This window comes from Iodobacter fluviatilis, assembly GCF_900451195.1.
GTDB lineage: Bacteria > Pseudomonadota > Gammaproteobacteria > Burkholderiales > Chitinibacteraceae > Iodobacter > Iodobacter fluviatilis.
Genome location: NZ_UGHR01000003.1, coordinates 581,324 through 605,463, shown reverse-complemented (window position 1 = coordinate 605,463; position 24,140 = coordinate 581,324). Strand labels below are relative to the sequence as shown.

Sequence of the window (24,140 nt, the reverse complement as noted above, 5' to 3'; positions counted from 1 at the left end):
AAAAACCCAAATCTTGAACCACAGAGAACACTGAGAACACAGCGTTCAACGGAGAAAACCCTGTACTATTTTTTCTCCGTGCCCCTCAGTGTTCTTCCTCCGTGGTTTAAGGTTTGGGTTTTATACTTTCAACAATCACCCCGCAATCAAAGTCCGCCATGCTTATGCTGCTCTCTCCAGCCAAAACGCTGGATTACACCACTGCTCCCATCACCAAAGAATTCAGCCGGCCTGATTTTCTGGATCATTCCGCCAAGCTGATTGCTTTGCTCAAGCAGCAAACGCCTGCGCAAATTGCCAGCCTGATGAAATTATCCGATCCACTAGCGGTGCTCAATGTAGGGCGCTATCAGGCATGGCATCCTGATTTCACTCCGGAAAACGCCAAGCAAGCCGTGCTGGCCTTTATGGGCGATGTGTACGAGGGACTAAATGCGGGGCAAATGACGCCGCAAGAGCTGGCCTATATCAGCCAGCATCTGCGTATTTTATCCGGCCTTTACGGCCTGCTGCGCCCGCTCGATTTAATTCAGCCCTATCGCCTAGAAATGGGCACATCTCTGCCCAATGCAGCAGGCAATAATCTCTATGCTTTCTGGGGCGAAACCATTACCACCGCGATTAACGCAACAAAGCCTAAAGTTGTCGTGAATTTAGCCTCTACCGAGTACTTTAAATCAGTCAAACCCAAGCTCTTAAACTGCCCACTTATTACGCCGGTATTTGAAGACTGGAAAAACGGCAAATACAAAATCATCAGCTTCTACGCCAAACGCGCCCGTGGCCTGATGGTGCGCTGGGCAGCAGAGCACAACATCACTCAGGCCAGCGATTTAAAAGCGTTTAATGCCGAAGGCTATGCCTTTGACGCTGATGCATCTAATGGCGTGAGCTGGGTATTTAGACGGCAGTTGGCGGATTGATATTGTGCAGTAATCATATTTTCAGTGCCTCGGCACGTTGATTTAGGTGCGGTATCCCCGCTGGGGACTCCCTTTCTTGAACGGCCAAGAAAGGAAGCAAAGAAGGCCGCCCCGACCAGCACGAAGGCCCCTCACTGCGGATAATCGCCTCGGCGAAAAAGGCTGCTCGCTCGCTGCCTCGCTACCCCTTTTCCGAAACCCCGAGTCGCTTATTCCTCGCTTCGGCGTGCTTCAAGGGGTGATTTAAGCCCCTTGCTTTGATTCGCGATTTGAATACAAATCGTAGGATTTCAAAAAGCTCAAACCCACAAGACAACTTAATTCATACCTTATTTTTCTCCGTGAAACTCCGTGCTCTCCGTGCCCTCCGTGGTTCAAGACTTGGGTTTACTTCCCCTGCTGCCACCCCGCCAATTTACGAAACACCCAGCTTTGCGGCTCGGTTTTGCCGGTGCGGGCAAAGTCCAGCAGATGTGTAGCTTCTTGCATCGCCACATGGGCACTCTGAGCTTCACGATTCCCAGCAAACAGCAGCTGATCACCAAAAGTCAGTGGAGTGTCCAGTGATGGCCATGCTTGTAGTTCGTCACCATGCACACGCAGCAAAGGCAGACATTGCAGCTTGTAGCCATGATCAAAAGGATTGTTTATCCAGTGGGCAAGGCGTAAAGGAGGCGATGGATTGGCTAAAAAGGCGTGCACGGCTGCAGTGTTATTCGCATCCAGCGTAATGCTCCATATTTCCGGCACTTTATGATCGCATAACAAAGCCAATTGATCAGACAATGCCTTGGCCCATGCTTCATCTTCTTCTTTAATTAAATCCAGAAATTGCGCCAATAAAGGCGTTTCAATCGCACGTAAACATTCATGAGCCACAATTTCGCTGCGAATTGAGGTGATATCGGGCTTAAAGGCTTCAAACAATAAATGGTTATCGCGCAGATTCTGCCTTGCCACAATAAACAATTTGGGATTAATCGCTCTGGCCGTTGCCAGCGCAGACAGATTATTAATATCGTGATCATGACAAACCAACAGCCCAGAAGCGTGCTCAATACCTGCCGCAATTAATGCATCGGCATTTACGCCCAGCGCCTGCACAAATTGCTCCGGCAATAAGTCTGGCTGAGGCTCCAGATCAATCACCGTTACTGTAGCGCCTTCTTTAAGTAAGGCGGCCCGCATCGATATGCCAAATCGCCCATAGCCCACTACCACCCAATGCCCGCATGGCGGGCGCACTAAGGCTGCAATAGGCTGGCCAGGAAAATCAGAAAGCAGATTCCATAAGCGATAGCTATGCGGCGCATGCAGCAGCATCTGAAAGCGCTGCCCCACCGCATTAAACATATTAATAACTTTATTTGCGCCAAACGACTGCATATTATCGGCCACAGCCTTATTTTTGCAGCGGCAAACCGATACCAGATTGGGCTGCAAAACAAAAGCCGCCATTGCAATCGCCAGATTAACGTTTTCATCACCAGTAATAGCTAAAACGCCACGGCAACGTGGATGGGTAATTCCGGCAATTTTTAATAATTCAGGATTAGAAGCATCCCCCGCATAAAAAACCGGGTCGGAATGAAAATCTGCCAGGGCCAAATTATTAACGCGCTCTTCTCTAAGCTCAATCACCACAAAGCGGATATTAATCCGATCGAGCACTTTACAGAGCAAACGCCCCGTTTGCCCATAACCACAGATTAAATAAAAGGGCTCACGCAAACGTCTTACTTTATTATTAAACCGAGCGTATTGAATTGCTTTCTTTAACGCCTGATCATTAAATAAAGTAAAAATGGCCCCTAAATTATAAGCCCAGCCCGTAACTGATAAATAAATACAGCATAAAACCCACAGGCGTTGAGAATAAGAAAACGCATAAGGCGTTTCACCAAAACCAATCGAGGTAGCGGTATAGCTGATGAAATAAAAAGCGTGGAAAAAACCCATTTGATAGGGGCGTCCCTGATCATCCACACCGGGAATCAGCACTAGGCCCAAAACAGCAATTGAATAAATAAGAATCAGCGTGATAATCGGCGCACGCATGCGCCGCATCACCATAAAAAAAATATTCGGCATAATCAGCGACGATGCTGCAAGGTTTCACCAATCAGCAAGACCACCGAAACCACATTAGCGGCCAATGCACCGGCAGAAAAAGAAACCACCATCGAAGTCACTCCCGGAGTCATGCCAACCTGGCTTACATACATGGCATTACCCCATACCAAAGCCGCCGCAACTAATTGCAAATCAGCCACCAAGCTGGTAGCTAAATGCAGCGCCCCAACTTGAGTGCGGTCACCAAATTTAATGACCGTCGCAATAAAGCTGACCACCATGGCACAAAATAGCTCAAATACATCGTGCTGATGTGGCACATCAATTTGCCCCATTACAAAGCCAAAATTCAACGTAAATGCCAGTAAGATAAAAAATCCAAAAACTACTTTTTCAATATTCATACTACATATAACCCATGGCTGTAATCAAGGCATGATAAATCATAGAAGATATATCACAATGTATATCTTTACTTTTTAATATATCCAGATATTTAGTTCACACTATTCAGTAGTAAATACCCAAAACAGGTCTGCACACACAAAGCCGACACGCCTCTGCAAGCGATGGCCTAGTTTTACAGAACACGTACACACAAGTCTGTTTAAGGATAGCACCGATATAACTATATTGACTAAAACAAGCAAAGACTTACACAAAATAATTACACCGGACACAATTACATTTTTGCAACGATTTAATTAAATTTCACGACAACTTCATTCTTATATTTTATTATCTGTAATTGTATTTACATAAGAAACAGCTACAGTCTGTGCGTCTTTTTATAATCGATAAGCCACCATTCCCCAGCCAGGCTTTATCCCCGATATAAAACATACTCAACAAAGGCCCACCATGTCTATGGAATTGGCGTATATAGATAATAAGCATATAAACAGTGACTCCCCACTTTTAAAATCACCTGTTTTTCAGCAATTTTTATATATGGCACTTCCCACTATTGTGGGTCTGGTCATAAATGGCATGTATATCGTTGTAAATGGTTTATTTATATCGCGCGGCATTGGACCTCATGCAATGGGGGCCGTTTCTGCCGTTTTTCCAATTCAAATGTTTCTGCTTGCAATTAGCACCATGCAAGGCAGTGGGATGGCCTCCATTATTTCAAGGCATTTAGGAGCAAAACAGCAGGAAGAAGCTTCCCGCGTTTTTTCTGCATCGCTCCTGCTTGCCGCCAGCAGTGCCATTATTATTTCAGCCCTGTTTTTAATTTTCAGGCCAGCCATTTATGCCTTATTAGCTGTACCCCATCATTTTATACCTGAGGCAGATAGCTATCTGGTTCCGGTACTTATTTTCTCTGTGATTGGATTTATCAGTAATCAGATCACCGAAAGTTTTCGTGCATCAGGCAACCCCAAAGCAATGATGCAGGTATTATCGACAGGGTCTGTTTTAAATATTGTTTTTGATGCGCTCTTTATCTTTGTTTTTAAATGGGGCGTTGCAGGAGCAGCATGGGCTACAGCCTGTGCAATGGCCTTAGCCCTGCTTTTAGCATTACAACTGCAACGCAAAGGTGATAATGCCGCAAAATTTAAACCACAATATCTTATATCCAAATTAAAGATTTATACCGATATTATTAGCTTTGGCATGCCTGTTTTGCTCTCGCATGGTGGTTTTTCAATCATCATGGCCATATCGGTTTACTCTATTTCTATTGTCATACCAGAGCAATCCGCCACACTCATCAGCGCGCACGGTATTTTAATGCGCTGCTATATGTTTTTATTTCTTCCAATTATTGGAATGATGATTGCTTTGCAAACGCTTTCCGCATTTAACTATGGTGCGCGGCAATTTAAAAGAGTGCAGAAGGCATATATTTCTGCTCTTATTTGTAGTACCGCATGGGGGCTTATTGTAACGGCACTACTTTGCTTTAATACTGAATGGCTGTTACAGCTCTTTACACAGAACCAAGAAATAATTACGGAAGGAAATAAGATCGCCGCTATTTGCTTTCTTGGTATTCTTGCATCCGGAGTATGCATGATGTCCAGCGGCTTATTTCAGGGAATGGGAAAAGCACTGCCCGCTATGCTGCTCGATGCGGCCAGAACCTATATTCTGCTTATTCCGCTTATTTTTATACTACCCATATTTTTTCACAGCACGGGTATCTGGATCTCTTTCCCAATTGCTGATTTTATTGGCGGAACCATCGCACTTACATTCTCAAGCCGCTATTTAATGAAGCTGACCAAAACAATAAAATCAGGCGAGCACTGATTTTATTTAATCATCGCGGCCATCTTGAGGGGCATCACATATCAATACCTGATGCCCTTTCATCCAATAAAAAAAGGCAGGGCAATCATTGCCCTGCCTTTTTAATTAAAAAACCCGTTTAAACGATATCTGAAAATATTTCGTCGGCAATAACGTGCGTTGTAAAATTGGGAAAATCACGCACAGATGCGTGTACTGCAGGGTCCCCCGTCACCATCCTGATCAGTTGGTTAGTGCCTTTTACAAAATAATAGGTTGAAGGTCCTTTACCTGGCTTTGTAAATGTCCACGCTTCGGTTTCTCTGCCCAGCAAATTCTGACTTCCTGCGTAGCTGGCCTGATATTGCAGTAAAACATCCTGCGTTAATAAAACTTCATGGCAAACTTCTGAATCATCATCTAGCACAACGGCTTCATATTCCGTATCACGCTCAGCCGGCTCCCGATAATAAGCAATTTTAGATTTCTTTGTTTTACCTTCGCTCGCCGTCACAATTTCTGACATCCAAAGGCGATGGCCTGTTTTTTCCTCAGACCATGGATTAAACAAACCATCAATCCGGCAGCGGTTTTGCTCATAATCAAACCAGCAGATGCCGGAAGTAATCTGGTCATCTTTCAGCATGGGTTGCCAGTAAGAAATATAGCTGCTGCTCCATTGCTCGGGTAAGCGTGGCGGTACAATTTTTTCTGAAATCATTTAAGCTTCCTTACGCGATAACGCGGCACCCAGCGCCTGAGCCAGAGCGGCAGGCAGAGGGGGCAGCTGCTCGCGACGCTCTGCAAAACTCTTTGCCAATTCGCCAGCACTTAAATCCATTCTTTCTGCTGCCGTTTCAAACCAAGTACGGCTGATACCCGCGTGCCCGCTGAATAATTGCATAAGCGGAATAACCTTCTCATTAAAATCTTCTAAGGCAGAATCAAGCACATCGTGATCATATAACGCTTTTACCAGCATTTGCGCCGCAACCACCGCCATTGTTGTGCCATGGCCAATAGAAAAATGCCCCGTTTGCAATGCATCACCGATCAGCACTAAATGACCTTCATATGCTTTTTTGTGGCTAAGCGTTACAAAATTCCGCCATTGCAAACCGGGCTGAACAACAACCGCTTGCTGCTCAAGCTCTGCGCTAAAAATATTGGCAATCAATACTTTTGCTTCTTCATCCGTTAAAGATTCAATACCCGCAGCGTGATAAGTTTCTTCACTACACTCAACCACAAAAGTACTCATAGTGCTGGAATACTTATAAGCATGGGCAATAAAGACGCCGTGCTCTGTTGCTTTAAAAATAAGATTCATTGAATCAAAGATTTGTGGTGTGCCATACCACATATAACGATTCTTACCAAACTCAACATCTGGCGTTAATGCTTCATTAAAATGATTAGAAATATTATTAATGCCATTGGCAATGACGATTAAATCATAAGCCTCTGTATCTAGGCCTTCTCCATCAAATAATGGCGAAGAATAGCTGATTGGAATATGCAAGTCGCTGCAAAGTGCTCTTAATGCCCCTACTAAAGCGCGTCTTTCTGCACCACACAATGTAATACCTGTGCTTGCCTTTGCATGCTCCCCCTGATGCACAAGACAAAACTCATCAATATACTGCGCGTCAATCTCTTCATAATTTGACAAATAACTTAATGGATTTGCAGGATGCTGCGGTGCCCTGCCGGGTAAAACGACCCCCCACCCTACAATTTCATCCACTGTATTTTTTTCTACAATGGCGATATCCCAGTCTTGTTTAATTTTCTTTAACTGACTGGCAAACATAAGGCCCGCTGGCCCGGCTCCAACGACTAAAATTTTCATTAGTTTACTCTCCCTAGTTTGTACCAAACATTTTGCTTCTGCTGAATATCTCTTAGCTCGCTATAAGCCATCGAGGTGAAATAAAGCTTTTCAGCCATATCCGGAGGATAGCTGGATGGGAATTTAGTGCTCATATAACGGGTATATCTTGAGCGCATAAAGAAAACGGGGTCAGACTTACTCAACACTTCATAATTATTAATGGCCATATCCTGCATTGCATCGGCCTCTGCTTTTCTTAACTGCGTAAATTCAGGCAGCATTTTTGCAAAATCTTCACCGTATTTCTCAAATAATCCATCCAGAATATAAGCGTCTTCCAACGCCATATTCATTCCCTGCCCCAGAAATGGCGCAGTAGCATGGGCAGAGTCTCCTAATATCAGCGCATTCTGCTTATAATGAAAAACAGAAGATTTAACATTAATTAAATCATTACTCGGTTTTTCCATAAACTGCGATAACATTTCTTTTCTGGTTTCTTCAGGCAGCATTGCATAATACTTATCAAAAAAGCGCCCCATGGTTGTAGCGTCTTTTGCTTGTAAACTAATATCTCCTTGGTAAGGCAGGCACACGGCAAAGCTGATGCTGCCATCAGGAATAGTGGCCGCCCGCCCGGCAAATAAACCACCGGAATCCATACCAAAAAAATAGATTAAATCTTTTCTTAAATTTAACTTGCTGGCATCAGGAATAACTAGCGTTTTATAGCCGTGTTTAAAAAATGATTGCTGGTATTCAAATCTGCGGCAATTATTTTGCATGGCCTGCCGCACAGCAGAGCGGGCACCATCTGCACCAATCAGCAAATCTCCTTTGTGCTCAACAATCAGCCCCTCATTATCTTTTACAGTGATTGTTTTATCGTCCAGATTCACTTCTAGGCAGCGCTGGCCATAGTGATAATGCACATTATTGATTGCAGCATACTTATTCAATAATTTCTGAAAATCTGCCCTGCTTAATGAAAGCGGAGATAATGAATCAACAGGGGCTAATTCTCTGGTTTTAAATTTACCCGCAATACAAAATGACATTCCTGAAATAGGGATGCCACATAAATCCAGCTCTTCCTTAGGAATGCCTGCATTTAAAACGGCCTGAATCCCGCGTACCGTCATACTTACACCAATGGCCCGCGAGCTAACCTGATCTATATAATCTGAATAAGCCAAAAATGGATCGCCACGCTTTTCAAAAACATGCACATCGTGACCGCGTCTGGCTAAATAAATGGCAGCTAAACCACCCGCTAAGCCACCTCCCACAATAATGATTTTTTTCATTTGTCAGCCTTCCCGTGAAAGTTTTCCGGTTGCAAGTTCCATCATTTGCTTATCATAAAACTCAAGTAATTCAATTAACGCCGCTGCTGGTTTAATTCCTTTAATCTCTCTGGCGTATTGAGCAAGCGCACGGCATTGCAAGGCGAGTGCCTCACAAGCGGCCTGAAAATCAGCAATCGGATTAAATTGAATGGCCTGCGGTACAGGTGGCCCGGCATTACGACCCGGAATACCTGAGGGTATGGACATAATTTGCACCGACAATGGCCTTAATATGCCAGCCATAATATCAATAGCCGCATTCATTACTCTTGAGCGGCGCAAGCTGCCTAAAGGTTTTTGTCCAAAGTGTTGAATCATCATATGAAAGGTAAGCTCATGACATCCCTTATATAAAAACATAAGCTGTCTGGCTTCCGGATTTAATACCGTATTGCAGCCCGGAGTTGGATCTAATACAGGATTTTTCAAAACAGGAATGGCTGGCTCAAATGGCGTTTCACTAGCGAGCAGCGTGCGCGATATTTCTCTCAGCCGCTTAAAATGGCTTTGGGCATAATGGGGTGAGTCTGCAGCAGCCCCTTCACCCTGCTCGGTAACAAAATCAATAGCAAATACCGCTGTTTCTCGATTATTTACTTCTAATTGATAAGCAGGGAATTTTCGGTTCGTCAGCTCATTAAGAAACAAATGATGCTCACCGCTTGTTTTAGCTGATTCGCTGCTAAATAAATCAGGAATATTTGCAAATGCCCTGCGAATTAAGGCATAAAAATCGGCTATCGATTTTCCTGCAGAAGGGAAATAATGAGGCCATTCAAACCGGACAAACCTTGCCAGCACATTTTCAGAAAATGGCTCAAAAGAAAACTCAGTATCAAGGCCAAATTCTTCAGCTGCCTTTAAGCCAAATAAAGGCGTACCGGGGAAAAATGGCTCGCCCAAAGACATCAGTAAATTATTCACAATTAAATAATGAATCATTTCTTCGTGGGCAATTTCTAAAATCGTGCCCCGCCAGCCAGAATTTTGTCTTCGATCGGCTGTACCGCAAACCAGAGCTAATTGTTCTTCGCTCCATTTTTTACTCGCCACTAATTGCTCGCCAGCCGCATAGCTTGGTAAGGAATAGGCTGCATAAATATACTGCAGCATAATAGAAAGCTCTAAATTTACGGCTTGCTTTAATACCTGAACTAATTCTTCTTTACTGCTCACTTCACCATTTTTTATATTTTTTTCTACAGATAATTTTTTTTGATCATTTAAAGCAGACGCCTCAACATTACTTAAATACTTGAGAAACAGCATCGATTTTGCATAAGACATTTCTCTGGTACTTGGCATGTAATAACTTTTATCACGATTCAGTGGATCACACATTTGCCACATTAATCGCGCGTAGGTTTCACATTTGCACTGATCAGCCATGCTGAATACTTTATCCGCCATAAACGGGTAAATAAGCTCGTAATAGCTCATCACCTGCTCATAAAGAAAAGTGTAATCCACCTGGTGATCTGGAATATCCAAAAGTGCCCAATCATCAGAAAGCACGCGGACTAATATTTTCCCCCTGTAATCACCTACAAAAACTTCGCTGACACCTGGTTCCTGGCTGGTAAGAGTCAGCGCAGCCACTCCGCATTCATTACTGCTGATGGTGAGCTGAGAAGTACTGACAATCGATTTATTTTCAATAAATACACTGATGTCTTTTTTCTGTTTGGGCTGGCCTCGGTAATAACTGAATATTTTCAGCTCTTTAGAGAAAAAAGTATGATTTCTTTTGTCCGGGGCCTCTAAAGAAATAATATTTTCCTCAGCCTGAATCAGCCAGTCTGATTCTTCCCATTGATTCCCCTCACCACGCAGTATTAATGAATCATCTGTGGCAAAATTTAATAGAGGGACATCAATCACTCCGGCAGTTTTCCAATAAGGCAGATAAACCGATTCGGGCACTCTGGCCAGCAGCACTCCGGATTTTGCTCTTAGCTCTAATGTGCCCAATGAATATTTTGGCCCCAGCGCATGTGTGAGCTGCGGCGCTCTACATTGAGCCTCCCGGCTGGTAAATGGAATGCTGCAAGGCATACTGATACTTGCCCATTCACCCTGAATTTTAATTGCAACAGGCCCAAAGCCCTGATGCTGATCAGGATATAAAACCCTGTCGTTGGCAAACGTGGCCATATCCTGCTTCAGCCATAAGCCAATTGTGCCGCTTAAATCATAAAAAACCGGTGTATCTGGCTGCTGTGGCGCAGACATATTAAATACGCTGTACTGAATACTTAGCCCTAGTACATCATCTCTTTTTAATGCCTGCTGCAAACACTCAATAAACTCGGATTTAAGCGATAGTTGCTGAAGATTAAATTGCTCTGAGTCTTTACTTACCGAAAACTGAAACACTCTTGTTTTAGAAAACTCCGGCTCTAAAAAATGGGCCTGTTTTTGCAGAATATGATTCTCACCATAGCTGCGTACAGAGTGCACACAATCAATATCTGAAGAAAATAAACAGGGGGCATTGGCTGCAGCAGCCGCTTCTTTAATACATAGCTGCCCTGCATAGATTTGAGAAGAATCATTGCGGCTTGGGTCTATATCTACCCACCTAGCCCGGTTAAAGGTTGTACGCAAATATTCATTGTAATGCCCCCAGAGCTCCAGCTTGCAACCGAGCAATGAATCCTTTTCCAGCAGCTGCCCGGGCTCTGTTTGCAACGCGGTAATCTGGGTGTTTTCCCATGAGAAATGGTTGTTTCCCATGAAATTATGTCCAGCGGCCTGGTTAAAAACCCCCTCATCATCTGGCAAGCCCTGCAAATTAAATCTTGGTGGCAATTGCCTTAAATACCGATGAAACTCACTTGGGTGCTTTTTTAAATCAAACAGTACGCCATCCTGATACACACGATTATTTGCAATATCTAAAGTACCGGCAATATTTCTATTCCCAGTCGGAACATTCAGCCGTGCAGCACCTTTAAAGTGAATACGTGGAAAATTCAAAATGCTCATTAAATATATATACCTGTCAGAAATGAAAAAAAGGGATATCCAGCAGCAGCTGTGAAATTAATTTATTTCCACCTCTGCCACTCCTGTTTTTTCTAATTGCTTTAACAGATAATCTGCCGCATTCCGGCCCGCAAGAATGCCGCCCTCCATCCAGCCACAATGGGGTGTATATGCATCAGATGCGGCAATAATTGTGCCATTATTTTTTGATAAAACAGGGGGGTGTTCTGGCGAAGTTTCTATGGCAAATTCAACACCACTGGGCCAGTATTTAAATTTATTTGCTACCGGCCATGGCAGTTCATTAATTGGAATATTTAATGCCATACTAATTAAATTCATCACCGTATTTATATATTCAGCATCACTTTTCTTTGTTTCTTCATGCCAAAAATCTGCATAGGCACTGTCTGTATAAAAGAATATATATTTATCACTTTTGAAATATAATTTTCTTAATGGATTATCTATAATTGTAACTTTGTTTTCTAAATCGTAATCCTGCCACCAGGGGTGATCAAAGAATATAAAACCTTTAAATAAGGGAATAGATCCGTAGGTAAAATCACTCCAGTGGCTAGGAAAATCCAGATCAAGCGAGGCCATAGCCGTAGGCGGGAGCGCCAATACAGTGTAGTTGCTGTTATGCCAGATTTCCTGCTGATCGCGGCCAGAAAATTCAAGCAAGGTGCTATTTGATTTTGTCTGCAGGCTAACTAATTGATGTTCGAAATGAAACTCAACCCCTAGTATGGCAGCTCTTTCATATAAGCTTTTTACCAGCGCAGCAAAACCATCGACTAGATTAAACCACTCATAACCTGCATTTTCTGAAAAGCACTGAATTTCCGGGTGCTTTTCAATAATATCGTATGCAATTTCAGGTGAGATTTGGGGCAAATACAGCGAGTCATAACCTAGGCCATTAATAATGGCATGGGATTTTTCATTTCCTAGATGATTGCACAGAAATTGAAAAAAGGATTCATTGTAACTACTGACAATTTTTGGCTTTAATTGCGCGAGTATTTCTTTTAAGCCATTGTGCTGCGGATGAGGACATACAATTTTTGTAAAAGGAAAAACTTCTGTTTTCTCTGCCAGCTCATTCACAAGTTTGGAAACATTCGGATGCAAAACAGGCGAAAACCGCCCAGCTCCAAGGTCTATGCTGAAATCATTCACTTTAATTGAATGAGCCCTGCCCCCTGTTCTTTCCCCGTTTTCAAAAATGCGTATCGTATAGCCTTTGCTTAGCTTTGAACCCGCTAATTTTAAAGCACAGCTTAGCCCTGATATCCCGGCACCTACTATAGAGATTACTTTGTTGTTTAACACAGTCAAATACCTCAATGTAAATCAAAAGGAATATTTATCTTTCGTATTTAATAAAATACTCAGAGCTATGCCACAAAAGGAAAATGTTAAAATTCAATTACGTCATATGTACAAAGTCCAATGATCTGGATCATTCATATTCTGGCAACAATAATTGCAATAACATCAGGCGCAGCAATACCACTCAGCCGAAAAAAATTGCGGCTTTTATTTACCCAATATGGGTTGTGGTTTATTTCATTTGACTTTGCATCTTGGTGCAAATGTGTAAATTTCCGGGCAAAGCTTCACTTTTATTACGTTAGAATTAACTAATGAAGTGAGAATGTAGAACAACAACGTGATGATTGTAAACACAAGAAATGGACTTGTTGTAAATACAACGAAAATTTAACAAAAGATTAACAAAAGTATTTGTAATTATGCCGTAAGCATTTACATCAAAAAGAGTATAAACTGCCCAAAAAATAAGCCAGTACGCCAGTTTATAAACAAAGAAACACCTTTTGCTCCATGCCAAAGCTATTTACAACTCACTACTGCTGTTTGGCTGAGCCCCATTTCCTGAACGGAAAATTTTCATTTTGTATGCTGCTTTTACAGCACAGACAAAAAAGCATGCTTATTCTGCAGCACGCATGCTGTTCACTTCAGCACGCCAGCCCCCATATCCAGCCAATGGCTAGTTTGCTTATTTCAATGCAGCTAAGCCCCGGGCTTTTTAAAGTATTCCCGCACGATCAGGCTATAAATACGCTCTTCCATAGGCAAGTCTCATAAGCGACCAGACCTTCGAATACTTACAATATCCGTAGAAAAACACCCCTAATTTCATCAGAATGCTTGTCAGGAAATGACTAATACAGCCCTACCTGCAGGGGAGAAGAAGAGAGCCGCTTTTTCTTGTCATCCATAAAAATACGTAACTAAAAATACAAAACTACACGAATGATATTAACAACGTAAAAGTACCTATGCCCATATTCACTTATACATTGTCTATTCTCAAAGATTGATGCTACTAATAACTACAACACTGTATTGCATGGTGCCGTTTAAAATATCCCCAGCTACATTTCCATTAACAAAAATCAAAAAATGATAGCTAAGTCATTGTTTATACGCTGTTTTGTAAAAATTTTTACCAAATGCATTTCAATTGTTTTTATAAAAACAAAGCAAAATAATATTTTTTCATTTCAATAAAAACAGATCAAAACCACTAAGACCATGATTGCTATGCATTTTATTTTTCCAGGGAAAACATCAATCAGCCAAAGAATATCAATTTTGTTTTTCATCAAAAAACATGTAGTCAGAAAAGAACAGACTACAAACACCTACTGCTGTGAACCATGCTCAAACCTAAAAAGAACAAGCTTACAACACATAGAGAATGCCTTTGTTTCAGCATCTCCATTACTTACAAAATTGGGCGTAAAGCCAGTAAAAGTAGCGTTTATCTCATTTTGCACCGAGGGCTCTAATCATGACGCAATCGTCCCATAAGCTAAGACTGACCGCGCTCACCGCGATGGTGGTCGGATCAATGATTGGCGGGGGGATTTTTTCTCTGCCACAAAATATGGCGCAAAGCGCCGGTGCGGGAGCCACGCTGATAGGTTGGGCTATCACGGCGGTGGGGATGCTAATGCTGGCCTTTGTATTTCAGACCCTTGCCAACCAAAAACCAGAATTAGACGCCGGTGTATATGCCTATGCCAAAGCAGGCTTTGGTAATTACATGGGGTTTTCATCAGCGTGGGGCTATTGGATTAGCGCCTTTCTGGGCAATGTCAGCTACTTTGTTTTGCTGTTTGGCACATTGGGTTATTTCTTCCCCATGTTTGGCGATGGCAATACCGTACCGGCCATCATCGGCGCATCCATTTTGCTTTGGTCAGTGCACTTTTTAGTATTGCGCGGGGTAAAAGAGGCTGCGTTTATTAACCAGGTCACCACTGTGGCCAAGATTGTGCCGCTACTGATGTTTATTATCTTGGCCGCCGTGGCTTTTAAGCTGGATGTGTTCACCACCGACTTTTGGGGCAGGGGCAATATCAAGCTGGGCAGCGTGATGGATCAGGTACGCAATATGATGCTGGTCACCGTTTGGGTGTTTATCGGTATTGAAGGCGCAAGTGTTTACTCTGCCCGTGCCGAAAAACGCGCAGATGTAGGCCGCGCTACCGTGATTGGTTTTCTCAGTACCCTGCTGCTCTTGGTGCTGGTGAATGTATTGTCACTTGGGGTGATGAGCCAGCCAGAATTAGCAGGGCTGAAAAACCCATCCATGGCCTATGTGCTGGAGCATATTGTTGGCCACTGGGGTGCGGTGTTTATCTCGATAGGGCTGGTGATTTCGCTACTGGGTGCTTTGCTTTCATGGACATTGCTTTGCGCCGAGATTCTGTTTTCTGCTTCCCGCGATCAGACCATGCCCAGCTTCTTACATAAAGAAAACGCCAATGGCGTGCCAGCCAATGCACTTTGGTTATCTAACGGCGCAGTGCAATTCTTTCTGATTATTACTTTGTTTGCCGCCAGCACCTATACCAGCCTGCTGCTGCTCGCCACCTCGATGATTTTAGTGCCCTACTTCTTATCTACCGCTTATGGCGTGATGGTGGCTTATAAGGGCGATGGCTATGCAGAGCATGGAGGCAATCGCAATAGAGACTTAATTATTTCCGTAGTGGCTGCGCTCTACAGCATGTGGCTGATTTACGCAGCAGGGGTGCAATTCTTGCTGCTATCCGCCCTGCTGTATGCACCCGGCGCCATTCTTTATACCAAGGCGCGTAAAGAAAGCGGGCAGATTGTTTTTACCACCATCGAAAAGTTTATTTTTGCAGCCGCTGTAATCGGGGCCATTGCGGCAAGTTACGGCCTTTACACCGGATTTCTAAAGCTTTAACTGGAGCTATGTGATGAGTACCGAAAATCTAAAACTAGGCGTTCACTCTGAAGTTGGCATGTTAAGACGTGTAATGGTTTGCTCGCCAGGGCTGGCCCATATGCGGCTCACCCCCAATAACTGTGATTCTTTATTATTTGACGATGTGCTGTGGGTAAGCCAAGCCAAGCGTGATCACTTTGACTTCGTATCCAAGATGCGTGAACGCGGTGTCGACGTGATAGAAATGCATAATCTGCTGACCACCACCGTGGCGATTCCTGAAGCCAAAAAATGGATACTCGATCGTAAAATCACCGCAGATTTGGTCGGGATTGGTTTACTAGATGAAGTACGCAGCTGGCTGGATTCATTAGAGCCCCGCCATCTGGCCGAATACTTGATGGGCGGAGTGGTTGCTCCTGATTTGCCAGTAGAAACCCCATCTGAAGTGCTGAGCATCTTCCGTGAAAACTTTGGCAATGCCAGTTTTATCCTGCCACCGCTGCCGAATACCCAATTTACCCGTGATACCACCTGCTGGATTTACGGTGGCGTAACGCTCAACCCGATGTATTGGCCGGCACGACGACAAGAAACACTGCTTGTTACTGCTATTTATAAGTTTCACCCCGATTTTGCCGCCGCCGATGTCAAAGTCTGGTGGGGAGACCCCGATGTCGATCATGGCAGCGCCACGCTGGAAGGCGGCGATGTCATGCCAATTGGCAACGGTGTAGTCTTGATTGGTATGGGCGAGCGTACCTCGCATCAAGCCATCGGCCAGGTAGCGATGTCTTTATTTAAAGCCGGTGCTGCCGAAAGAGTGATCGTGGCCGCCCTGCCAAAATCCCGCTCTGCCATGCATCTCGACACCGTATTTAGCTTCTGCGATCGAGATTTGGTCACCATCTTTCCTGAAGTGGTCAAACAAATCGTTGCCTTCAGCCTGCGTCCGGACGAAAGCAAACCCAACGGCATCGACCTGCGCCGCGAAAGTAAACCCTTCCTGGATGTTGTTGCCGAAGCGCTCAAATTACCTGCCCTGCGCGTAGTGCAAACCGGCGGCAATTCATTCGAAGCCGAACGCGAACAATGGGACGACGGCAACAACGTCGTCGCCCTGCAACCCGGGGTGGTCTTAGCTTACGACCGCAATATCCACACCAACACCCTGCTGCGTAAAGCCGGCGTAGAAGTCATCACCATCAGCTCCGCCGAACTAGGCCGAGGCCGAGGCGGTGGCCACTGCATGACCTGCCCAATTATTCGTGATCCGGTTGATTACTGATTGTTGGGAGTTTTTAGAAAACCCAAATCTTGAACCACGGAGGGCGCAGAGAACACGGAGTTTCACGGAGAAAACCAAGGCTTGAATTAAATTGTTTTGTAAGTTTTAAGTATTTTAAAACCCAGCAATTAGGATTCACATCGCGGCTAGTAGCACGGGGCTTTTACCCTCCCCTTGAAACACGCCGTAGCGAGGAACAAGCGGGGCGGGGTTTCGGCCAGGGAGCGAGGAACGAGCTGATCCCGCCCGCCGCCGACTCGATTGGACCGCAGAAGGAGCCTTCGTGCTCTCGAGGTTGCGGTTTTGCTTCCTTTCTTGGCCGTTCAAGAAAGGGAGTCCCACGCGGGGGAATCCCGCACCTAAACCAACGTGCCAAAGGCACTTAAACGATCTTTTTTGCTTTGCTCATAGGAAATCAGCGGAATCCCAATACCGCCAGGTTCTTTTGTATTTCTTTCGTTTGCTGGAGAAAATCATGTCCTTCAATATGCATAACCGTAATCTGCTTAGCCTGATGCATCACACCCAACGTGAACTGCGCTATCTGCTGGATTTATCCCGGGATCTGAAGCGCGCTAAATACACTGGAACCGAACAGCAGCATCTAAAACGCAAAAACATCGCGCTGATTTTTGAAAAAACCTCTACCCGCACCCGCTGCTCCTTTGAAGTAGCCGCTTACGATCAGGGCGCAAACGTCACCTATATCGACCCAAGCTCATCACAGATTGGTCACAAAGAAAGCATGAAAGACACCGCCCGCGTGCTTGGGCGGCTTTACGATGCCATCGAATATCGTGGCTATAGCCAGGAAATTGTTGAAGAGCTGGCCGCCTTTGCCGATGTGCCGGTCTTTAACGGCCTGACCGACGAATATCACCCCACCCAAATGCTGGCCGATGTGCTGACCATGCGCGAACACAGCGACAAGCCGCTGCACGATATCAGCTACGCCTACCTAGGCGACGCCCGTAATAATATGGGCAATTCGCTGCTACTGATCGGCGCAAAACTGGGTATGGATGTGCGCGTTGCAGCACCCAAAGCACTCTGGCCACACGAAGATTTCGTCGCCCAGTGCCAGCAATTTGCAACTGAATCCGGCGCGCGCATCACGCTAACCGAAGACCCGCTAGAAGCCGTAAAAGGCGTCGATTTTATCCACACCGATGTCTGGGTATCAATGGGCGAGCCGGTTGAAGCATGGGCAGAGCGGATCAAACAACTGCTGCCCTATCAGGTCAACAGTGCCATGATGAAAGCCTCCGGCAACCCGCGCACCAAATTTATGCACTGCCTGCCTGCTTTTCACAATAGCGACACCAAAATGGGCAAGCAAATCGCCGAACAATACCCCTTCCTCGCCAACGGCGTAGAAGTCACCGAAGAAGTGTTCGAATCCCCAGCCAACATCGCCTTCGAGCAGGCAGAAAACCGCATGCACACGATCAAAGCCATTCTGGTTTCAACCTTGGGGGATATCTGATTCTGCCTGACGCGGGCATAGCAAAACCCAAATCTTGAACCACTTCGGCACCAGAGAACACGACCCCGCGGTGCATAAATATTTGCAAAGGTTGCTGTGCGCATTCCCCCCTTTGAAAAAGGGGGAGGTGTGGCATGCAATTGTTGGCAAAAAGTTGTGCCGATACTTATACCAGCGGTGGCTACCGCTCCTAAACCAACGTGCCGAAGGCACTAAAAATTGCGGTATAAACAACAATAAAGGATTTATTATGCGTATCGTCATCGCCTTGGGTGGCAATGCTCTGCTTCGTCGAGGCGAAGCCATGAGTGCTGATAATCAGCGTGAAAACGTCATCATTGCCGCCAAACAAATCGCCCGCGTTGCCCCAAATAATGAGCTGGTTATCGCCCATGGCAATGGCCCGCAAGTGGGGCTGCTCGCCTTACAAAACGCCGCCTACAGCCAGGTCAGCCCCTATCCGCTGGATGTATTAGGCGCCGAAACCGAGGGCATGATCGGCTATATGATTGAGCAGGAGCTGGGCAATCTGCTACCCGTCGAAACGCCTTTCGCCACCATTCTGACCCAGGTAGAAGTTGACGCTGCCGACCCTGCTTTTAAAAACCCGACCAAGCCCATCGGCCCGGTTTACAGCAAAGAAGACGCTAACAGACTGGCTAGCGAAAAAGGCTGGTCAATTGCGCCTGATGGCGACAAATTCCGCCGTGTGGTGGCCAGCCCAAGGCCTAAACGAATTTTTGAAATTCGCCCGGTAAAATGGCTGCTGGAGCAAGGCACCATCGTAATTTGCGCGGGTGGCGGCGGGATTCCAACTTGCTACGATAAAGAAGGAAAATTGCATGGCATTGAGGCGGTTATCGACAAAGACCTCTGCTCCGCCTTACTGGCAGAAGAGCTAAGCGCCGACTTACTGGTGATTGCCACCGATGTCAGCGCCACATTTATTGACTATGGCAAACCCACCCAAAAAGCCATCGCCAGCGCCCATCCTGATGAATTAGAACGTCTCGGCTTTGCCGCAGGCTCGATGGGGCCCAAGGTACAAGCCGCCTGCGAATTTGCCCGCAATACCGGCAAAGTAGCGGTCATCGGTTCGCTCAATGATATCGAAGCCATTGTGCAAGGCACGGCAGGCACGCGGGTTTCAATACAGGCAACCGAACTAAGCTACCGTTGAGATTAATTCTTTTAGCCCCCAAGCCGTAGCGCAATGCGTTACGGCATCTCAATACCCGCTAATAAACAAGCCAACATCTCATCTGATTTGTGAAACTCCTGCCTTAGCCAATCCAAAAACACCAAGCGCCGTTCATCTTGAGCAAAGGGCTCTGCAGACAAAACAACATAGCTGGAGCCATCGGGCAGCAAGCCATAGGGGGCAATCAGGCGGCCATTTTTTAGCTCTTCTTCTATCATATAGGCCGAAGCAATCGCCACGCCTAGGCCTGCCGTTGCAGCCTGCAGGCTTAAATAAAAATGTTCAAAATATGAATTTTGATGACTCGTTACCCCTTGCTGCGCCAGCACACCCCAACGCGCCCAAGCATCTGGGCGAGTACGGGTGTGTAAAAGGCGACTCTGCTCAAGATGAATCTGCCCACCTTGCAGCTGCTCAGGCACGCACACCGGCCCCACTTTTTCCTGCCCTATTTCTTCCGAGTAACAATCTTTTCCCCAGTTGAAATCATTGCGCCTGATCGCTAAATCAATATGCCCACCCTGAAAATCAACCACGCCACCCGCCGTAAATAAATGCAGCTGAATCGCCGGATAACGAGTATGAAAATCGCTTAAACGAGGAATCAGCCAGCGCATGGCAATGGTCGGCTCACACGACACCACTAAGGGTCTGTCATAAGGATTTCCCTTGAGTTTTTGCAATGTAAGTGTCAGCTGTGCCAGCATCTCCTGGCAGGTGTTTTTTAATAGCTCGCCTTCTCTGGTCAAAAAAATCGCCCGATTACGGCGCTCAAATAACAACACACCTAGGCTTTCTTCCAACTGCTTAATCTGGCGGCTTACCGCTCCCTGCGTCACAAACAACTCTTCTGAAGCACGAATCAGGCTGAGATGACGCGCTGCGGCCTCAAAGACTCGCAAGGCATTGAGTGAAGGGATTCTGGCGCTCATAGTTGACTTTTTCTCATGTATTTTCATGAGCATAAATCGATTTTACTGAAACAACAAGACAGCCAAAATAGAGGAATAAATCACAAAACTGACTTTCAACTTTCTTTAGGCCTAGTCTATGAATGAAATTTTTGCCGTCGCTCTTATCACCATTCTGGCCGTTATCAGCCCCGGCGCTGATTTTGCAATGGTCACTCGTAACAGCTATCTCTATGGCCGAAAAGCCGGTTTATTGGCCGCACTAGGAATTGCCTTGGGCGTACAAATCCATGTGATGTACACCATGCTGGGAGTGGGGCTAATCATTTCACAATCGCCAGCATTGTTTACGGTGATCAAAATAGCCGGTGCTCTTTACTTGATTTATATCGGCTACAAAACCTTTACCAGCAAAAGTAAGCTCAATTTAGATTTAAGCGCTGATACGGGTTTAAGCCCTTTTGCTGCATTAAGAAACGGCTTTCTAACTAATGCGCTTAACCCTAAAACCACGCTTTTTGTAGTGAGCACCTACACCCAAGTTATCAACCCAAGCACCCCACTGACGCAGCAAATTGCCTATGGCTTATTTATGTCTCTAGCGCACGGCGTTTGGTTTTCGCTGGTGGCGCTGTTTTTCTCTCACCCAACCTTAAGATCCGCCATGATTAGTGGGCAAAGCCTGCTCAATAAAATCATCGGCAGTGCCCTGCTTGGGCTGGGAGCAGCGCTTGCCTTTACCCCGCTCACTCATTAAACCCAAGAAGTCTCTGCACCCAAATTTAAAAAGAACTCGGCGTATTGGCGCTGATCACTTCGGCAGCGCCATCACCGATATTGCGGAAGCGATGCGGCAAGTTGCTGGGGAAATAATAGCCGTCCCCCGCTTGCAAAAGATGTACCTGGCCATCTATGGTCAGCTCCATCTGGCCGCTGACCAGCACCCCACACTCCTGCCCCTCATGCTGCAGCATCTCACTGCCGGTATCGGCCCCCGGCTGATATTGCTCGCGCAGCAGGCCAATTTGCCTATCCCTAACCCCTGAGCCAATTAAATGCATTTGCACAGCCGCATTACCTAAATTGGGCTGAGTACCAGCAGGAAAAATATAGCTGGGCACGGTGCTTTCTTGCTCAAAAGTAAAAAACTCAGCAAGAGACATTGGAAACCCTTCCAGCAGCTTTTTTAATGAGCTAATCGATGGGCTAACCCGATTTTGCTCGATCAAAGACACAGTGGCATTGGTCATCCCCGCCCGCTTGGCTAATTCGCGCTGAGATAAAGCAAACCGGCCCCGCACTACTTTAAGCCTTGCCCCAACATCCATTGGCTCTGCCCGTTCAAAATAATCAACACACTGTAAAAATATGCCACACACGGCCAATTAGCCAGAAAGGCCTTTAACTTTTACTACAGCATCACAGAACAGACCTGCCAGGCAGCATTTCACATACAGGAAAATCATTACAGCCCGAATATGCGCAAAAACTTGTCAAATATAATTAACGAACTAAGCTTAAAACGATATAGGGCAGGCATCGTCTGTGCCCGCTCTGTGCATCACATGTAAACCGGGGCCTGTTATGACTCAGCCTGTTATCGGTATTCCATGCTGTCGCTGGTGGTTAAAAGACAGCCATTTTTTTCACCTTGCGGGTGAGAAATATATCCATGCGGCACTGGCGGCGGGGGGTATTCCACTGCTGATTCCCGCCCTTGGGGACGCCAGCCAAATTGCGCAAATATTAAGCACCATTGATGGCCTGCTACTGACCGGAAGCCAATCCAATATCGAGCCACAGCACTACCACGGCAAGCTCTTAGAAGATGATTTTAACGACCCGCAAAGAGACGCCACCACCCTGCCACTGATCCGTGCGGCAGTGGCTCTGGACATCCCAGTATTTGGGATCTGCCGGGGAGCACAGGAAATGAATGTGGCCTTTGGCGGCACGCTAGAGCAAGCCGTCCACCAGCAAAGCGGCATGCTGGATCACCGTGAAAAAGACGGCAGCACCGATGAAATGTACGAGGAAGCACACGATATTCAGCTGGTAGCAGGAGGCCTGCTGGAGCAACTCTATGGCCAGAGCACCGCCAGAGTGAATTCACTGCACCACCAAGGCGTTGCCAAGCTCGCCGACAAACTGCAAGCCGAAGCCCTCGCCCCCGATGGCCTGATCGAAGCCTTCAGCGTCAAAAACACCGCCTTCGCAATTGCAGTGCAATGGCACCCAGAGTGGAAATTCCAAAACAACCCGCTGTCCCTCGCCCTGCTCGCAGGCTTTGGCGCAGCCTGCAAAAAACGCCACTTGGCAAGGATGCTGAATCAATAGCAGATATTAAAAAAAACATCTTGAGCCACCACAAAATGATTTTGTAGGGCGGGTGAAATCCCATATGAACTAACCACTTTATTTTTTATCTGCAAACAACGAAAAAATGTAATAACCATGCTCTCAGCACGGGGCCTTTACCCACCCTGAAAACACGCCGAGAGAGGAACAAGCGGGACGGGGTAGTCGTCAATTCGTGTTTGAGCGAAGCGAGTTGAATTGACGCCGGCTCGATTGTCCGCAGCGAGGGGATGTCGTGTTTTAGGGGCGGCCTTCTTTGGCTTCGTTTCTTGGGCGCGCAAGAAAGGAAGGTCCAGCGGGACGCCCGCACCTAAATCAACGTGCCGAAGGCACTAAAACAAGCTTTTTGAATTTAGTTAGCCTGCACGTGGCTTACCCCTAAGGACTTTTGACGAAGCAACTACATACAACCCCAACAAAGCCACCACCATGCCGCTATCCACAAACCTAACGCTTCAAAACCTCCAGCCATCCCTCACCACCATGCGGGCGTTTCGGCTGGCGAAAGTGTGCATGCAATACACCAGAAATACCGCACAACCATTGTTCATAAACATGATCGGCAGTTTGATGCAGGGCGGCTACTTTTTCATCCAGATGATGCAGAATCTGCGCCTCGCTTTGCACCGAGCTTTGCCCCTGCCACTGCTGCAACACTTGTCTGTCCTCAGCGCACCATTGGCGAATACTTTGCGCCGTAACTTCCAGATGCGATTGCAAGCCCAGATGCGGGCCCAGTGCAAAGCCTTTATTCATGCAGTAATAGCCAAACAGGGTGCGCTTAGCGCCGCGCGGCACTTCAAAGGTATCGAAGTGCCAGTGAAACATATCCAGCTCACGCTTCTCTCCCATCCAGTGGCGCGACTCATCAAACTTGGTCACCAGCACCTTGCCCCAGCCGATTTGCGGCACCGTATTACGACGTACTTGGCCCCCCAGGCTTTTGGATAACAGCTGCCCGCCAAAGCAATGGCCAAGAATCGGGCGCTCCAGCCTTAAAGCATCCTTAAGCAGAGCCTCCTCTCTTTTAATCCAGGCTAGACCATCGTTCACCCCCGCATTGGAGCCTAAAACCACCACGCCGCTAAATTCGGCAGCACAACGAGGAGGCGTATCCCCCGCATCAATCGCAAATACACGGTAAGGAATAGCATGCTTTTCTAAAAAAGCCTGTAAATAACCCGGCCCCTGAATAGCTTCATGACGACAGATTGCAATGGGTTTCACGACGGATTTCCAAAGGAGTAATCA

The 24,140-nt window shown here is 46.1% G+C and carries 18 protein-coding genes; 8 read left to right on the top strand and 10 right to left on the bottom strand.

Annotation, left to right across the window (positions count from 1 at the left end; genetic code table 11):
- Window positions 1–158 precede the first annotated feature (158 nt).
- Window positions 159–923, top strand: coding sequence for a peroxide stress protein YaaA (yaaA, locus tag DYD62_RS18145; protein ID WP_115228799.1), 765 nt, complete (start codon window positions 159–161; stop codon window positions 921–923).
- Between the two features lie 387 nt (window positions 924–1,310).
- Here yaaA and DYD62_RS18140 read toward each other — a convergent pair whose 3' ends face one another.
- Both DYD62_RS18140 and DYD62_RS18135 read right to left on the bottom strand, forming a co-directional pair.
- Window positions 1,311–3,014, bottom strand: coding sequence for a potassium channel family protein (locus DYD62_RS18140; RefSeq protein WP_115228798.1), 1,704 nt, complete (start codon window positions 3,012–3,014; stop codon window positions 1,311–1,313).
- 2 nt (window positions 3,015–3,016) lie between these two features.
- Window positions 3,017–3,400: a DUF6394 family protein gene (locus tag DYD62_RS18135; protein WP_115228797.1), complete on the bottom strand. Its 384-nt coding sequence runs from the start codon at window positions 3,398–3,400 to the stop codon at window positions 3,017–3,019.
- A 547-nt stretch (window positions 3,401–3,947) separates the two neighbouring features.
- Between DYD62_RS18135 and DYD62_RS18130 the strand changes: the two genes are divergently transcribed.
- Window positions 3,948–5,258, top strand: coding sequence for an MATE family efflux transporter (locus DYD62_RS18130; protein WP_207916769.1), 1,311 nt, complete (start codon window positions 3,948–3,950; stop codon window positions 5,256–5,258).
- Between the two features lie 118 nt (window positions 5,259–5,376).
- On the opposite strand, the gene vioE is transcribed toward DYD62_RS18130, so the two are convergent.
- Genes vioE through vioA form a run of 5 tightly spaced genes read right to left on the bottom strand, consistent with a single transcriptional unit; the run spans window position 5,377 to window position 12,746 of the window.
- A complete protein-coding gene (gene vioE, locus DYD62_RS18125) occupies window positions 5,377–5,958 on the bottom strand; it encodes a violacein biosynthesis enzyme VioE (protein WP_115228795.1) in 582 nt (193 codons plus the stop codon).
- Complete coding sequence (gene vioD / locus DYD62_RS18120; RefSeq protein WP_115228794.1) at window positions 5,959–7,089, bottom strand: flavin-dependent violacein biosynthesis monooxygenase VioD; 1,131 nt, start codon at window positions 7,087–7,089, stop codon at window positions 5,959–5,961.
- Window positions 7,089–8,378 carry an NADP-dependent violacein biosynthesis oxygenase VioC gene (gene vioC, locus DYD62_RS18115; protein WP_115228793.1) on the bottom strand — a complete coding sequence of 430 codons (1,290 nt, stop codon included), beginning with the start codon at window positions 8,376–8,378 and terminating at the stop codon, window positions 7,089–7,091. Before vioC ends, vioD begins: the two co-directional genes overlap by 1 nt.
- 3 nt (window positions 8,379–8,381) lie before the next feature.
- On the bottom strand, window positions 8,382–11,408 hold the full coding sequence (gene vioB, locus DYD62_RS18110) for an iminophenyl-pyruvate dimer synthase VioB (protein ID WP_115228792.1): 3,027 nt from the start codon (window positions 11,406–11,408) through the stop codon (window positions 8,382–8,384).
- A 57-nt stretch (window positions 11,409–11,465) separates the two neighbouring features.
- A complete protein-coding gene (vioA, locus tag DYD62_RS18105; protein ID WP_115228791.1) occupies window positions 11,466–12,746 on the bottom strand; it encodes a flavin-dependent violacein biosynthesis tryptophan-2 monooxygenase VioA in 1,281 nt (426 codons plus the stop codon).
- Between the two features lie 1,489 nt (window positions 12,747–14,235).
- On the opposite strand from vioA, the gene arcD reads away from it, so the two are divergent.
- From arcD to arcC, 4 genes are all read left to right on the top strand, one after another.
- On the top strand, window positions 14,236–15,663 hold the full coding sequence (arcD, locus tag DYD62_RS18100; RefSeq protein ID WP_115228790.1) for an arginine-ornithine antiporter: 1,428 nt from the start codon (window positions 14,236–14,238) through the stop codon (window positions 15,661–15,663).
- Window positions 15,664–15,676: 13 nt separating this feature from the next.
- A complete protein-coding gene (gene arcA / locus DYD62_RS18095; RefSeq protein WP_115228789.1) occupies window positions 15,677–16,933 on the top strand; it encodes an arginine deiminase in 1,257 nt (418 codons plus the stop codon).
- A 475-nt stretch (window positions 16,934–17,408) separates the two neighbouring features.
- Window positions 17,409–18,419 carry an ornithine carbamoyltransferase gene (locus DYD62_RS18090; protein ID WP_115228788.1) on the top strand — a complete coding sequence of 337 codons (1,011 nt, stop codon included), beginning with the start codon at window positions 17,409–17,411 and terminating at the stop codon, window positions 18,417–18,419.
- A 250-nt stretch (window positions 18,420–18,669) separates the two neighbouring features.
- Window positions 18,670–19,599 carry a carbamate kinase gene (gene arcC, locus DYD62_RS18085; protein ID WP_115228787.1) on the top strand — a complete coding sequence of 310 codons (930 nt, stop codon included), beginning with the start codon at window positions 18,670–18,672 and terminating at the stop codon, window positions 19,597–19,599.
- A gap of 38 nt (window positions 19,600–19,637) precedes the next feature.
- Here arcC and DYD62_RS18080 read toward each other — a convergent pair whose 3' ends face one another.
- Window positions 19,638–20,552: a LysR substrate-binding domain-containing protein gene (locus tag DYD62_RS18080; RefSeq protein WP_115228786.1), complete on the bottom strand. Its 915-nt coding sequence runs from the start codon at window positions 20,550–20,552 to the stop codon at window positions 19,638–19,640.
- A 118-nt stretch (window positions 20,553–20,670) separates the two neighbouring features.
- Between DYD62_RS18080 and DYD62_RS18075 the strand changes: the two genes are divergently transcribed.
- Window positions 20,671–21,288, top strand: a complete 618-nt coding sequence (locus tag DYD62_RS18075) for a LysE family transporter (RefSeq protein ID WP_115228785.1) — start codon at window positions 20,671–20,673, stop codon at window positions 21,286–21,288.
- Between the two features lie 25 nt (window positions 21,289–21,313).
- On the opposite strand, the gene DYD62_RS18070 is transcribed toward DYD62_RS18075, so the two are convergent.
- Window positions 21,314–21,859, bottom strand: a complete 546-nt coding sequence (locus DYD62_RS18070; protein ID WP_115228784.1) for a cupin domain-containing protein — start codon at window positions 21,857–21,859, stop codon at window positions 21,314–21,316.
- A gap of 256 nt (window positions 21,860–22,115) precedes the next feature.
- On the opposite strand from DYD62_RS18070, the gene DYD62_RS18065 reads away from it, so the two are divergent.
- Window positions 22,116–22,868: a gamma-glutamyl-gamma-aminobutyrate hydrolase family protein gene (locus DYD62_RS18065; RefSeq protein ID WP_115228783.1), complete on the top strand. Its 753-nt coding sequence runs from the start codon at window positions 22,116–22,118 to the stop codon at window positions 22,866–22,868.
- Between the two features lie 468 nt (window positions 22,869–23,336).
- On the opposite strand, the gene DYD62_RS18060 is transcribed toward DYD62_RS18065, so the two are convergent.
- Complete coding sequence (locus DYD62_RS18060) at window positions 23,337–24,116, bottom strand: type 1 glutamine amidotransferase (protein WP_115228782.1); 780 nt, start codon at window positions 24,114–24,116, stop codon at window positions 23,337–23,339.
- Window positions 24,117–24,140 lie beyond the last annotated feature (24 nt).